The sequence below is a fragment of the Dichotomicrobium thermohalophilum genome, assembly GCF_003550175.1.
In the GTDB taxonomy this organism is placed as follows: domain Bacteria; phylum Pseudomonadota; class Alphaproteobacteria; order Rhizobiales; family Rhodomicrobiaceae; genus Dichotomicrobium; species Dichotomicrobium thermohalophilum.
Genome location: NZ_QXDF01000001.1, coordinates 944,996 through 959,113 on the forward strand (window position 1 = coordinate 944,996; position 14,118 = coordinate 959,113).

At 63.6% G+C, this 14,118-nt stretch carries 12 protein-coding genes; 3 read left to right on the forward strand and 9 right to left on the reverse strand.

Annotated features, from left to right (window positions below; genetic code table 11):
* Window positions 1-21: 21 nt before the first annotated feature.
* The 7 genes from cas3 to ugpB form a co-directional block, all read right to left on the reverse strand.
* Window positions 22-2,565 (reverse strand): CRISPR-associated helicase Cas3', encoded by a 2,544-nt coding sequence (cas3, locus tag BXY53_RS04290; RefSeq protein WP_342634959.1) that lies wholly within the window; start codon window positions 2,563-2,565, stop codon window positions 22-24.
* A gap of 31 nt (window positions 2,566-2,596) precedes the next feature.
* Window positions 2,597-3,354, reverse strand: a protein-coding gene (locus BXY53_RS04295; protein WP_119060653.1) for an IS5 family transposase whose coding sequence is annotated in 2 segments (ribosomal slippage) — window positions 2,597-3,018 and window positions 3,018-3,354 — 759 coding nt in all. Because the reading frame shifts where the segments join, the coding sequence is not laid out codon by codon here.
* 71 nt (window positions 3,355-3,425) lie between these two features.
* Entirely contained in the window at window positions 3,426-4,331 is a 906-nt protein-coding gene (locus BXY53_RS04300) for a glycerophosphodiester phosphodiesterase family protein (RefSeq protein ID WP_119060654.1), read from the reverse strand.
* Entirely contained in the window at window positions 4,328-5,365 is a 1,038-nt protein-coding gene (gene ugpC / locus BXY53_RS04305) for a sn-glycerol-3-phosphate ABC transporter ATP-binding protein UgpC (protein ID WP_119060655.1), read from the reverse strand. The genes BXY53_RS04300 and ugpC overlap by 4 nt, the downstream gene beginning before the upstream one ends.
* Before the next feature lie 7 nt (window positions 5,366-5,372).
* Complete coding sequence (gene ugpE / locus BXY53_RS04310; RefSeq protein WP_119060656.1) at window positions 5,373-6,218, reverse strand: sn-glycerol-3-phosphate ABC transporter permease UgpE; 846 nt, start codon at window positions 6,216-6,218, stop codon at window positions 5,373-5,375.
* Window positions 6,218-7,096 carry a sn-glycerol-3-phosphate ABC transporter permease UgpA gene (gene ugpA / locus BXY53_RS04315; RefSeq protein WP_210209196.1) on the reverse strand — a complete coding sequence of 293 codons (879 nt, stop codon included), beginning with the start codon at window positions 7,094-7,096 and terminating at the stop codon, window positions 6,218-6,220. Before ugpA ends, ugpE begins: the two co-directional genes overlap by 1 nt.
* Window positions 7,097-7,165: 69 nt before the next feature.
* Window positions 7,166-8,476 (reverse strand): sn-glycerol-3-phosphate ABC transporter substrate-binding protein UgpB, encoded by a 1,311-nt coding sequence (gene ugpB / locus BXY53_RS04320; protein WP_119060658.1) that lies wholly within the window; start codon window positions 8,474-8,476, stop codon window positions 7,166-7,168.
* A gap of 184 nt (window positions 8,477-8,660) precedes the next feature.
* Between ugpB and BXY53_RS14220 the strand changes: the two genes are divergently transcribed.
* On the forward strand, window positions 8,661-8,813 hold the full coding sequence (locus BXY53_RS14220) for a helix-turn-helix domain-containing protein (RefSeq protein WP_210209143.1): 153 nt from the start codon (window positions 8,661-8,663) through the stop codon (window positions 8,811-8,813).
* A gap of 164 nt (window positions 8,814-8,977) precedes the next feature.
* Window positions 8,978-10,501 carry a LysR substrate-binding domain-containing protein gene (locus tag BXY53_RS14225; RefSeq protein WP_280985259.1) on the forward strand — a complete coding sequence of 508 codons (1,524 nt, stop codon included), beginning with the start codon at window positions 8,978-8,980 and terminating at the stop codon, window positions 10,499-10,501.
* A gap of 470 nt (window positions 10,502-10,971) precedes the next feature.
* On the opposite strand, the gene BXY53_RS04335 is transcribed toward BXY53_RS14225, so the two are convergent.
* Window positions 10,972-12,126 carry a tyrosine-type recombinase/integrase gene (locus tag BXY53_RS04335; protein ID WP_119060659.1) on the reverse strand — a complete coding sequence of 385 codons (1,155 nt, stop codon included), beginning with the start codon at window positions 12,124-12,126 and terminating at the stop codon, window positions 10,972-10,974.
* Window positions 12,127-12,819: 693 nt separating this feature from the next.
* Here BXY53_RS04335 and BXY53_RS04340 point away from each other — a divergent pair.
* Window positions 12,820-13,449: a hypothetical protein gene (locus BXY53_RS04340; protein ID WP_119060660.1), complete on the forward strand. Its 630-nt coding sequence runs from the start codon at window positions 12,820-12,822 to the stop codon at window positions 13,447-13,449.
* A 167-nt stretch (window positions 13,450-13,616) separates the two neighbouring features.
* Here the strand turns inward: BXY53_RS04340 and BXY53_RS04345 are convergent, their stop codons facing one another.
* Window positions 13,617-14,102, reverse strand: coding sequence for a fascin domain-containing protein (locus BXY53_RS04345; protein WP_119060661.1), 486 nt, complete (start codon window positions 14,100-14,102; stop codon window positions 13,617-13,619).
* Window positions 14,103-14,118 lie beyond the last annotated feature (16 nt).

Consider the following 14,118-nt stretch of genomic DNA (forward strand, 5'->3'; position numbering starts at 1 on the left):
CATGAGCGAACCATGGGAAGGTCATGCCTGATTGACAGAGGACGACAATATCAAACCCATCTCGGGATCGTAGCGCAAGCCAGGACAGATCTGGTGGTCAGGGGGTACTGTTACGAAGCACCGCGTTGCGGTCAGCCATCTCGGCAGATTGACAGGGGGCACCGCTTCGGGCAGCGCCAAACGATCCAGCCGTGCGGCGGATGCTGAGACCTCCGAAAGCTGCGCACTCTCGACGTTCCACCGGTCTCCAGACCAAGGCGCGTCTCCTCTCATCAAGACCATGGTCTTCTGCCTGGCACCCAGCCGTGTTGGATATTCCGCATCCTCGGCGCCACTGGCACCTGCACGATAACCGGCAAGCCAGTCAATCTGGTTTTGCCCGGCGTGCGTGGCCTGGGCCTTGTCCACGCCCTCGGCGCGGAACTCAGCGGATTGGAGCACCTCAGGAACGGTCAGCGATCGGCCATGCGCGGCTTCAACGAGATCGCGTAGCCCTTCTGGCACGCGTATTTCGCCCGCCTCAAACAGCACTTTCGCCGTGCGCCAGAGGAGGGGTAAGGCATAGACATAGGCTCCTTGGCCCAGAACGTGGCGGGCCCAGTTCTCGCCAGTCACCAGCCCTGGATCGGGCGACAGAACCTGCAGCGTTGGCCGGTCCACCGGGCGCAGCCCGGCCGGGCGCAGGTCCATGTGCCGCCAAAGCCGGCCAGCACGCTGAATGAGCGCTGCCATGGGCGCGAGATCAGACACCATCACATCGAAATCGAGGTCGAGCGAACTCTCAACGACCTGCGTCGCGATGAGCACCTGCCCTGGGTGCGCCGAGCGATGCTTGCCGAAGGTTTCCAGTATCCTCGCCTCGTGTCGCTTCCGGTCGACGAGTGCAAAGCGCGCGTGCAAGAGTTCGGCGGGAACGCCCCTAGCGCGCAGGGTGTGAATCGCGGCGATGGCCTCGTCTACGGAGTTCCTGACCCAGACGCAGGCAGCTCCTTCCCCGGCAGTCTTGGTGAGCAGATCAAGCGCCTGATCGGCAGACTGGACACGTTCGACTGCGACCGGCCCGCGGTTCGTCTCCGAGCGGTTAGCTGAGACTGTAGGCGTGGATACACCGGGGACTGTGAGCGCTGGATAGGCTGAGTTCTCAATCGCGGGCGCTTCCCGCCCCGCGCCCGTCTCAAATGCCGCCACCAATCGAGAGCGGAGCTCCAGGGGGAGTGTCGCCGACATGAGAATCGCGGAGCCACCTTGTGCCGCGTGCAGATGCAAGAGCGCTGACAGCAGTTCGCCCATATAGGGGTCGCCCATCTCATGCGCTTCATCGACCACCAAGATCTTCCGGGAAAGGCCGAACTGGCGTAGCGGCGCATACTTCGCCCGGACGACTGCGAGAAGCGCTTGATCGACGGTTCCCACCCCGACATCGGCGAGCAGCGCCTTGCGGCGACTATCGAGAAGCCACTCAGTTGGCCCTGGCTCGTCCGGGTTGCGGTCACGCGCCAGCGCAAGCTCTCGGAAGCCTTCATGAAGCCCCGACCGACCGTGCGCCAGCGATAGGCTGGGGGCCGTGTCGTAGAGACATTTCAGGACGTCGGCAACCCGGCCGAACATGGCGTCAGCTGTCGCCATTGTCGGCAGCGCGAAGTAAAGGCCTTCCGCTTTTCCCTCAAGGAGCATGCGCTGCGCGAGGATGATGCCCGCTTCAGTTTTGCCGGATCCGGTCTCGTCCTCGATCAGTGCCAGCATCGGGCCTGAAGGCAATTCCACCTGCTCACAAGCGGTCTGCATTGAGCGCAAGGCAAAATTGAATGGCCGCACGGATGCCGCAGGCGGCGCGACAATACCGGCCTTGCCGATCGCATCGGCGGCGCGCTCTCTGGTTTCGGCGAGATAGGCGGCAGGCAATGGGCCTGGTGCACTAGGAGGAAACCAAGCGGGGTTCGAGCCGATCCAGTCTGCTGTTGTAACGAGACCAGCAAGGCGCCAAGAAAGTCGACGCGCCTGTTCTGAGGTCATACTGCCAAGACATGCGTCCGGCCAAAGCTCAGTGAAAGCCCGGATGACCTCAGCCGCATCTGCAACAGCGGTCTCTCCCGCGGCATCGATCATCGCCTTCCACTCGCCGCCGGGACCCGTATTCCGCCGGTTCAGGTGCAGATCTCGCGATGGCGGACGGCCGTGATGGCCAGCTGTGGCAGCATAGAGCTCGTAGCGGGCAAACTGGTCGCTGCCCAGCGTCGGTGCTAACAGATCGTCATGCAAGCGGAGGAAGGCTTCGGTGACTTCCCAGTGCCGTCCCGCAACTTGCGGCTGGGCGTGACGGAGCATGGCCCGAAAGGCAGCGCTGATTTTCCCCAGGTCATGAAGGGCAGCCAGCAAGATCAGTGCCTGCCGAACAGGTTCACGGAATGACTCCGGAGCGATCAGGCGCTCGGCGACCGCCGCCACATCCAGCATATGGTACACAGCAGGCTGCGAAATGCCGCCATCTTCGTGAGCGCTTTTCCCCGGCCAGGCTTCGATTATTTGTGCTAAGCTCCCGCTCCTCATTTGCACGTCACAACGCATAGGGTCTGAGCGCTCTGGGGTCTGTTGAGAATCACCGGCTATTGATGATCGCTGCGCAGGCGCTAATCATCGCGGCGAAGCTGGTGTCGGTCTTGTCGCTGCGCATGGCGATACGTTTGAACTCCCTGAGTTTGCAGAAAAAATTCTCAATCAGGTGACGCCACGTATACATGTCGCCGTCGATCTCCAGCGGGGTCTTGCGCTGGGGGCGCTGGGAGATGCAAATCCCCGCGCCCCGCTCATTCATCTCATCGATGATCCAACTGCTATCGAACGCCTTGTCAGCGAGCAAGGCGTCGAAGCGAAGCCCCCGGATCAGCGGCGCGACGCCAACCGTGTCATAGCGGTGGCCGGGCAGGAGAATGAACCGCACAAGGTTGCCAAGCGCGTCGGTCAGCGCGAGGATTTTCGTCGTCCATCCGCCTTTCGATTTGCCTATCGCCTGAGCTTGAGTCCCCCTTTTGAGCCTTGTCCGTGGCGGTGAACCTTAACGATCGTGCCATCGATCATCGCCACTTCCATATCGGGCTCATCGCTTAAAGCATTGAATATCATGTCGAACGCGCCCGCACGCGACCAGTCCCGAAAACGCCGGTAGATCGTGTTCCACTTGCCGAATTTCGGCGGGAGATCGCGCCACTGCGCGCCGGTTCGCGCAATCCAGAACACGGCTTCGAGAAACAGCCGCGGATCGCTCCCCGTGCGCCCGGGATCCTGCTTGCGCCCCCGGCAATGCGGCTCGATCTTCTCCCACTGTGCGTCCGTGATGATAAATCTGCTCTGGTCCATTCATGCCTCCCGCGTTTTGGAAGCACGAATCACTGTTCGCGCGATTTGTGAATCCTAAATCTCAAAAGACCCTAGTTGCCCAACCCGGCGACCATCGCGGCAGGGTAGTCGGTTATGATCCCGTCGACGCCCCAGCCGGCCAGGCGCCGGGCGGTGAAGATATCGTTGACCGTCCAGGCGAAGACGGCGAAGCCGTGCGCCCTTGCAGCGGCCACGCGCGACCGGGTCAGATCGCCCCAGAACGGCGCCCAGATCTCGCAGCCCAGCGCCGCCGCCCCGTCAAGCAGTTCGCCCTGCCCGCCCGCGGACCGCACCAGCCCTGCAAGCCATGGCGAGCCGCCGTAGACCGTGCGGGCCGCTTCGCGGCCAGGCGCCTCGGCGGTCAGCGCCGACAGGCGGGCGCCGGGCCGGACCGCACGGATTTCGCGCAGCACGCGCCAGTCGAATGACTGGTAGATCACGCCGGGCGCGTCGGGCTGCACGGCGACCTCGCCCAGCACGGCCGCGGCCAGGGCCGCGGGTGGCCCGCCGGGGGCGAGCCGCTCGGCGTCGCTCTTGATCTCGATGAGCAGGCCGGCATGACCATCCGCCATGTGCTCAAGCACCTCGGCCAACCGCGGCACCCGCGCGCCGGGGCACGGGGATTGGCTGAAAAAGGTACGCGCAATGGCTGAACCTGGCCGGGCGGTGCCGACATCAAACCGCGCAATCTCCGCCCATGTCAGATCGGCCACCCTGGGAGCGTTGTCGGCTACCCAGGCACCGCCGGGCGCGCGCGCCAAGTCGCTTGAGAGCACGGGGTCATGCACGACGACGGGGACGCCGTCGGCGGTCAACTGCACATCGATTTCCACCAAATCGGCGCCGGCGGTCAATGCGTCATCCACCGCCGCGAGCGTGTTCTCGGGCCGCGTGCCGCGCGATCCGCGGTGCCCGATGACCAGCGTGCGGCTGGGCGCGAGCGCACTGCCGCTCATGTCAGGCGCTGGCCATCGGCGCGACTGAACAAATGCAGATGGGCAGGATCCACGCCGAGGTGCAGGGTGTCGCCCGGCCCTGGCAGCTCGTTGCCGGCGAGGCTGGCGATCACCTCGGTCTCGCCGTCGTCCAGCAAGCCGTGCACGTTGGCCGTCGCCCCGAGCCGTTCGACCACGCGGACGGTCATCGTAAGCGGGCCGTCCGGCTCGGCGTACAATGCTTCGGGGCGCACGCCGACGAGGGCGCGTCCGGCCAAGCAATCTAGCCCGACGGCCTCGGCCAGGACGGCGCCGGCCCCGGGCGACAGTATGTTCATCGGCGGCGAGCCGATGAAACCCGCCACGAACAGCGAAGCGGGCTGCGAGTAGACCTCCATTGGCGGGCCGATCTGTTCGATCCGGCCCGCGTTCATCACCACCAGCCTGTCGGCCAGCGTCATTGCCTCTTGCTGGTCGTGGGTCACGTAAATAGAGGTCGTTCCCAACCGTTGCTGAAGGTCGCGGATCTCCACCCGCGTCTTGACGCGCAGCTTGGCGTCGAGGTTCGACAGCGGCTCGTCGAACAGGAAAGCCGCCGGGTCGCGCACGATCGCCCGGCCCATCGCCACACGCTGGCGCTGGCCGCCCGACAGCTGCCGCGGTTTGCGCGCGAGGTAGTCTGACAGCCCCAGCGTCTCCGCCGCCTCGTTCACGAGGCGACGGATTTCGGCCGGCGCCATGCCGCGGTTCTTCAGCCCGTAGGCCATGTTGTCGAAAACCGACATATGCGGATACAGCGCGTAGTTCTGAAACACCATGGCGATGTCACGCTCCGCCGGCTCCAGCTCGTTGACGCGACGCCCGCCGATAGCAACCGTGCCCTCGGTGATGTGCTCCAGCCCTGCGATCATGCGCAATAGAGTGGACTTGCCGCAGCCTGAGGGTCCGACCAGAACGCAGAATTCGCCGTCCTCGATCCCGAGCGATACGCCGCGGATAGCGTCCACGCCGCCGGCATAAGTCTTCCGCACGTTCTCGATACGAATATCGGCCATGGTGTTTTTATTTCTCCACTTCCACCAGACCGCGCACGAACAGGCGCTGCATCCCAAGAATCACCACCACTGGCGGCAGCAGCGCCAGGATCGCCGTGGCCATTATGAGGTGCCATTGCGGCGTCTCCTCTCCGGCATTGGCCATGCGCTGGATGCCCATCACGATGGTGTAGTAACTTTCGTCGGTGGTCACGAGCAGCGGCCAGAGGTACTGGTTCCAACCATAGATAAACAAAATCACGAACAGCGCGGCGATGTTGGTCCGCGACAGCGGCAAGAGGATATCGCGGAAGAATTTCATCGGGCCGGCGCCGTCGATACGGGCGGCCTCGGTCAGCTCGTCCGGCACGGTCATGAAGAACTGCCGGAAAAGGAAAGTCGCGGTGGCCGAGGCGATCAGCGGGATAGATAGGCCGGCATAGCTGTTGAGCATCCCCAGCTGCGCCACGACCTCGTACGTGGGCAGGATGCGCACCTCGACCGGCAGCATCAGCGTGATGAAGATCGTCCAGAACGCCAGCAAGCGGAAGGGAAAGCGGAAATAGACGATTGCGAAGGCCGACAATAGCGAGATGGCGATCTTGCCGATGGTGATCGACAGCGCCATCACGGTGGAGTTCATCAGCATCAGCCATAGCGGCGGTGCGCCGGCGGTGGATATCCCCTCGCCCAGAACCTGCGCGTAGTTGCTCAGCATCTCAGCCCCAGGCAGCAGCGGGATGCCGGAATTCACTTCCTGAGCGGTATGGGTAGAAGCCACAAAGGCCAGATAGATCGGGAAGACGAAGAGCGCCGCGCCCAAGATCAGCACGGCATGCTGCAGGACGTTCAGGAGCGGGCGGCGTTCAACCATCAGTATTCCACCTTGCGCTCGATATAGCGGAACTGGATCGCCGTGAGCGCGATGACGATGCCCATCAGGATCACCGACTGTGCCGCCGACGAGCCGAGGTTGAGGCCCTCGAAGGCGTCCCGCCAGACCTTGTAGACGAGGATCACCGTGTCGTTGCCCGGGCCGCCCGAGGTGGTGGCATGCACGATCCCGAAGGTTTCAAAGAAGGCGTAGACCACGTTGACGACTAACAGGAAGAAGGCGGTGGGCGACAGCAGCGGCAGCTGGATCGTCCAGAACCGCTTGAGCGGACCCGCGCCGTCAATCGCCGCCGCTTCGGTCAGCGAGCGGGGGATCGCCTGCAGTCCGGCAAGGAAGAACAGGAAGTTATAACTGACCTGACGCCAGGCCGCGGCAATCACGATCAGCATCATCGCGTCGCCGCCGTCCTGGTAATGGTTCCAGTCGTAGCCCATCGCGTCGAGCGCGTAGGCTGCGATGCCGACGGTGGGGTTGAACAGGAACCACCACAGCACGCCCGCCACCGCGGGCGCCACGGCGTAGGGCCAGATCAACAGCGTGCGATAGGTGGTCGCCTGCCGGACCACGCGGTCGGCCATCACTGCCAGCACGAGGGCCACGCCCATCGATAACCCCGCGACCATCGCGCTGTAGGTGACGGTGGTGACGAAGCTTTCCAGGTAGAGCGGGTCGTTGAACAGCTTTGCGAAGTTTGCCAGGCCGACGAACTCGGTCTTCAACCCGAAGGCATCCTGCCGCAGCACCGACTGGTAAAGCGCCTGGCTGGCCGGCCAAATGAAAAAAACCAGAGTGATCGCAATCTGGGGGGCGACCAGCAGGTAGGGCAGCCAGCGGTGACGGAAGGTGACTTTTTTGATGCGCAAGGGCAGCCTCTGGGAGTCTTAGGGGCGGGCCGCGCCAGCCCGCCCCGTGACTGGCCTGTCGGCTCAGGAGTTGGCGTCCTCGAACTCGCGCAGCAGGTCGTTACCGCGGTCGGCGGCGTTCTCCAGCGCCTCGGCAGCGCTCTGGTTGCCGGCCCACAGGTCTTCCAGCTCCTCGTTAATGATGTCGCGGATCTGGACGAAGTTGCCGAAGCGCAGTCCGCGCGAATTCGCGGTCGGCTCGTTCAACGACAGCTGCTTGATGGCGGTGTCGGTGCCAGGCTCTTCCTTGTAGAAGCCCTGTTCCTTGCTCAATTCGTAAGCGGCCGTTGTGATCGGCACATAGCCAGAAGACTGGTGCCAGTCAGCCTGCACCTCGGGCCGCGACATGTAGTCGAAGAACTCAGCCACGCCCTGGTACTCGCTGTCGTCGTGGCCTTCGAGCACCCATAGCGTCGCGCCGCCGATGATTGAGTTCTGCGGCTCTTCAGCGGCCTCGGTGTTTAGCGGCAGCATCGTCTGGCCGAACGCAAACTCCGCCTGGTCCTTGATCGAGGCGTAGTAGGCCGAGGAGTTCATCCACATCGCGCACTCACCACTGGTGAACAGCGACAGCGAGTCGCCGCGGCGGCCGCCATATTCGAACGTGCCGTCCTCAGTGCTGTCGGCGATGCGCTGCAGCAGGTTCGTCAGGCTTTCCGACTCGTCGATGACCAACTCGGTGTCGAGCCCAGCAAAGCCGTTCTGCTTCGTGCCAATCGGCTCGTTGTGCCAAGCCAGATAGTTCTCGATCATCACCCACGACTGCCAGCCGAAGGAGAAAGCGCAGTCGTGGCCGATTTGCTGCAGGGCCTCGCCGGCGGCGAACATCTCGTCCCAGGTGCTCGGCACCTCTTCGATCCCGGCCTGTTCCAGCAGGTCGGCATTGTACCACAGCACCGGGGTGGAGCTGTTGAACGGCAGCGACAGCAGCTCTCCCTCAGGCGTGGAGTAGTAGGAGCGTACGGCAGGGAGATAGGCGTCGGCGTTCCAGTCGATGTCAGCGTCTTCCATGAGCGCGTGAACCGGCTTCACGGCGCCTTCGGCGGCCATCATGGTGGCGGTGCCCACCTCGAAGACCTGCACGATGTGGGGCTGTTCGCCAGCGCGGAAGGCGGCGATCGCAGCGGTCATGGTCTCGGTGTAATTACCCTTGTAGATCGGCACCACCTTAAACTCATCCTGGGACTCGTTGAAGCCGGTGGCGATTTCCTCAACCTTCTCGCCGAGGGCACCGCCCATGGCGTGCCAGAACTGGATTTCGGTCTGCGCGGCGACGGGGCTGGCGCCCAGCGCCATCAGCGCGGCGATGGCCGTCGCGGAAAAGGTCTGTTTCATGAATGGTCTCCTCCGGGTCGTCGCGGAAAAGGTCTGTTTCATGAATGGACTCCTCCGGGTGGATCGGTATGAGGAGCCTAGGGAGTCGCGTGACTGAGTAGCGCCGCTCCAGCTATGTTTCAAATGAAGGTTTGATGACATAAACTATAACAAGATGTTATGCAGAAAGTGTTGGAGAGAAAGCATGGACGACCGCGCCGACCTGGGCGCCGAGGTGCGCCTGCGCCAGCTTGAGGCGTTCCAGGCGGTGGCCCAGACCGGAAGCTACACGCGCGCTGCCGGGCTCCTGAGGATTTCGCAGCCTGCGGTGAGCCGACTTGTGAATTCGCTGGCATAGGCAACGGGGCTGAAGCTATTCAACCGCGCCGCCGGCGTGGCCGAGCCGACGCCCGAGGCACGGTTGCTTCTGACCGAGGCGGGCCGCGTCCTTGACACGGTGGCGAGGTTCGAGCAGCTCCACCGCGACATCCTCGAACAGCGCGCCGGGCAGTTGCGCATTGCCTGCCGGGGTTCGCGACGACGCATCTGCCCGGGGTATTGGCCAGTTTTTTCAAGTCGCAGCCGCAGGTGCAGGTCACGCTGGAACCCGACCGGCCCGAGCGTATCCTGGACTGGATTATCGCGGAGAAATGCGACGTTGGCCTGACCGCGGACTTCCCCGGCCACCCTGCAGTGCATGCGCGGCGTATCCCGGTGCGCACGGTCTGCATCCTGCCGCCCGGCCACCCGCTGGCCGCGCAGGACGAGATCGTGCCTACCGACCTGCGCCATGAGCGCGTGATCCACACCAAGGCCGACGACCCCTTCTTCCAGTCGGTGCAGACCGCGTTCCAGCAATTTGGCGTGACACTCGCGACCGGGATGGAAACGCGCCAGTTCGGCGCCGCCTGCCGGCTGGTGGCCGAGGGGTTCGGCGTGTCCATCGTCAGCGTACTCGACGCGGACGAGTTCGGCCGCACCGGGATCGTGAGCCGGCCGTTCTTCCCGCGATTACATCACAACCTCGACTTCCTGCAGTCGCGCCTGTCGCGGTCCTCGATGATCGGGCTGGAGTTCATCGACGCCTTTGTGGCCAGTCTGTCGCACGCGCGCGCCACTTGGTCGCTCGAACTGTACGCGAAAACCGGTCAGGGGTCGCTACTGGACATCGCGCTCGACACTCTGTCGCAGGGCTGCGCCCATGCCGCGCTGGCGCGCGGGACGGGGGCTGACGCCGATGCGCACCGCGACAAGGGCCGCGCCCGGCTCGACGCCGCGGTCGACGGCCTGCGCAACGCGGGGCTCGGAGAAAACATCGTGCGTGGGCTGCTCGCGCGCGCCGCCTTCCACCGCCAGTCCGGCAACCCCGACGCTGCCCGCGCCGACCTGCGCGCCGTGCTCGACGCCGCCACCCGCAGCGAGATGCGCCTCTACCTCATCGACGCGCGCATCGAAGAAGCGCTGCAATGGCTCACCCTGCCGCCCGACGGCCCCGATCAGCGGCCATCGCTTAACGCTCACTCCGCGCTTGAAGCGGCGGCCGCCCTCATCAAGGCTACTGGCCTGAAGCGCCGCGAGGCCGATATCGCCCTTGTCAGCGCGCGCCTCGCCCTGGCCGAACGCGCGCCGGAGATCGCCCGCACAGCGCTGGCCGAGGCCATCCGCCTGATCGGCGAGAAAGGCTGGTGGGGTCTGCTGCCCGACCTTGCCGAGCTGATCGAGACGGGCGGCTTTGACGACCTGCGCCCCGACCTCGACCGCCTGCAGGCCGCTGCTGCCTCCTACCACCGCAAGGCCGACGCCGCCTGGCGCGTCCACGACGCTTACGCCGCCGTCCTCCAGCAGCGCGAACGGCAACGGCCTGCGCAGCCCGCCGGCCCGAGCGACGCGCAACTCGATCAGATGCTCGCCAACCCGCAGGTTCGCGCCAAGCTCGCCGAGATCCTCACGGCCAACGGCATCGACACGCCGCTGGACGACATGCCGCGCGAAGCCCAGCGCGACATCCTCCGCCAGGTCATCGCCGCGCAGAGCAAGGATCAGTGATTGATCGCGCCGCGCGAGCGCAGCACCTAGCCATCAACCGTGTCACCACGAACGCCCCGTCTATGCGCAACAGGCCCAGCCGGTTCAGATACGCGCCCACCCGGGCATTGCCAAAGCCACCCCGCCGGAGCGAATGCCATGCGCGGCGTGAATCCCGATTTTCGCCGAGGGTTCCATCAAGCGCGCCGATCACCCAGCCATCCCAGAGCGCAAGCCGGGGCCGAGCGGCTCTTGCTCCCTTGTCGGATTGCACGCCGCCAGGGAACGGAAGTGGTCACTCGACGCGCCCGCCTGCCAATCTTGGCAGACTTCGGAATAAAACGCCTTTCGTTGGTCTTCGAGCTGAAACCTCTGAAACAGATACTTTATCCGAAGATGAGGTTGATTTGAGGAGGAACGGCCGCCTTTAAAGGCTATGGCGGCTTTGCATCTCCACCGATATTTCATTCACATCGTGTGGGTATGAAAGGTCACCCCTCCATCAGCATTTCCATCGCCTCAGCCGTGCGCTCGGCCACGTCCTTCGACTGGCCTTCCATCATCCAGGCGTAGCCCTGCGTGGTCTGCGTCGAGGTGTGGCCGAACAGCTTGCCGACTTGATCGAGCGTGACGCCATTGGACAGCGCCACGGACGCGAAGGACCGGCGCAGATCACGAAGCTGGAGGTCTCGCGCGTCGATGGCCGCGCGCAGCTTTTCCCACGCGGGCCGTAGGTCATAGCCGCCGAAGATGTACGGGCTGTCCGTGACGCGGTAACGCTGCATCAGCGCGCGGGCCTTTTTCGGGATCACCACCGGCTTGTCGCCTATGGTGCCAGCCGTTTTGTGATCGTCAAGCCAGATGCGATCGCCGTCTAGCTGCTCGTGGCGCGCCCGCACGATCTCGTTCACGCGCGCGCCAGTGAACAGGATTGTCAAGATCGCGGCAACGCGCGCCGGATAGACTGCGGCCAGTTCGTCCACAGCCTCGCGGAAGCGCGGGAACTCGGCAGCGGTCAGGTGCCGACGCCGTGGACGCTCGCGGTTGCGGATCGTGCCGCGCACCGGATTGGTGTGCTGGGGCCGGAGCCGAAACCGCGTCTCCGCCAGATTGAACATCTTGTGAAGCAGGGCGCGCACACGATTCGCCATGATCGGCGCGGGCTTGCGCTGGCCGGGCATGTCGCCGTTGGTGATCCGCTCCAGCACGCGCTCGACATCCTCCAGCGTCACATCCGCCACCGGCTTCTTGCCAAGCGCGGGCTTGATGTAGGTGTCGATCAGCCGCGCGTCCTCGTCTGCCGAGCCTTTCTTTTTCCTGCGGTACGCCCATTCGTTCAGGTAACGCTGCGCAAGATCGGCGACCGTCGCCGGGCGCTCGGTTGGGCGCTTCTCTGCTGGATCATTGCCGAGCGCGACCTGCTCGCGCATCTTGCGCGCGACGCGGCGCGCATCCTCCAGCGAGAAAGCGGGATAGCCGCCGATCTTCGGCCTGCGCTGCTTCCCGTCCTTTGTGCGATAGAGGAAGTACCATGCCTTGCGCTTCTCGAAGCAGCGCAACTGGAGACCCGGCACCTTCTCATCCTTGAGCACGTCGCCGGGCTTGGCGATCTGGATGCGTTTTCTGGTCAGCGTTGCAGTTGCCATTTTTCCTCTCGTTCCGGGCCCGTTTTCTGGTCACACACTGGTCACGGGCCGTAGCTGTGGTCACACATTGGTCGGAGATTTTTTCGCAACGGATGGGATCACGCGTGATACCGATCCGCCTGAAAAACCAAGCTTTTGTGACCGTATGAGAGGACTTGGTGCGGTTTTGGATAAGACTTTTAATCAGTAGGTCGGAGGTTCGAGTCGTCCCGGGGTCGCCAATAAACTCAATGGGGTTAGGTTGTGAGCCCGGGTGGAACTGGCGTGACCGACCAGGGGGGAGCACGCCCGCCCTTGAACGGCGGGGCGGAAAGATTCAGCCCTAAATGCGCATGATGTTCGAAGAGGACACCGTGATTCGGTAGGCAGCGCTCTGACATGTCTGTCCGAAGGGGAGTCTCGGTGTTTGTTGCTTTCCAAGGAATCCAAGACCGAGCAGCAGCGACGCCCCTTTTCCAGCACCCAGCGAGCCTTGTGGTTGAGCATTGTGTGTCGGACCAGGGCAAGTGGCCGGAGCGTCTGCGGTATTTTCGCCAAGCCATCATCCTGAGATTTGTCAAAGGCTGCTCTGAGAGGGCCGGTTGCCCCCGCCTCCTTACCTTCAACTGACGCACAACACCGGTTTGCAGCTATGGATGAAACAGCGCATACTCAGCGGTCTATTCGATTGCCTGCAGAGAAAAGGCGACAGTGATGCGAACGGCTGCGCTCGTTAGACCGGCAGCATTGCCGCACTGTCTGTTCGTGGCTGTTTGCTGTTGGATTTTGCTGAGTCGTGGAGACACCCAGGCCCGCACCTCTGCCTCACCCTCGGGCACCTACACTGTCCGCATCCCGTCTCAGGCGGCAGAGGAAAAAAGCTCTCCGCGGACCTTCACGCTGCTCCAGCTCCGCCGCGAAGGATCGTTGCTCCGCGAACATCGCACGTTCGGGTATCTCCTCGACGTTCTCTGGAGTCCCGATGAACGGTGGGTCGCCGTCAACAACAGGCGGGCCAATTCCGGCGACTATCTCTGGGTCTTGTCAACGTCAGACGGCGAGGCCGTCCGGAAACCGGAAGATGACCTGGAAAGCCGGCTCCGCGACCAAGCTGTAGCCGACATCGAAAGGCTCGACAAACAGGCGAGTTATGAGACGCTTGATCGTTACTGGATTGATGCAGTTGAATGGAAAGATGCAAACACTCTGCTTGCCCGGTTTCGCGGGCAGTATTACGCGCAAGGCCGGGTCCTGGGGACGTACCGGTACATCGCGGAAATCACGATAACAGACGGCGCTGCCGTGCTGGGGGGCTGGACGCGCTTCGTGCCCGACCGGCAATGAAGCCAATTGATCAGGTCAGCGCCGGCTGGCGGTGCCCGGAGGCCAACACGCCGATCAAGTGCCTCCGACAGGGTCGCGGAGCAGGTAAATCCGCGGCGCTCATTCTGCATATCTGGCCGGGCACGGGGCGAACCGAAACGGCCCGTGCCAAACCCGGTTGAAACGCCTCATGGCAGGAGCACGATACTGAGCTTTGGCTCTGCGTCGATACATTCGCGCGCCGTAGCGGAGAGATAGCCCTGTTCCGTGGCGCGAACGCATTTTCCACTCTGCACTGACTTGAGCGCGACGGTATTCCCGCTTCCAACGAACTCGAATTGCTCCCAGCCACCAATACGCGAACTGACGGCCGCCAACAGGCTGTTCTGCCCGACGCCGGCGCGTACATATTTGCCGTTCTGTTCGGATCTTAGGGCAATCTTTCCGTCGGAGAGCCGAATCAGCGTGAAGGTCTCCCAGCCTTTGATATGCGGGCTGCCGGTTGCCAACAGTGTGTTCTTAGTGACCCCCGCACGGATATAGGTCCCATCTGATGCTTGTAGCGCGATGCGTTCAGCGGCGTGAAGCGTGTCCGGCACGAGTGCCGACAAGGCCAAGATGGCGGCTAGGAGAAACGCTCGGCCTGGCAAGATCGTGAAGAAGTTCTGAAACATGATTGGCCTTCCTGAT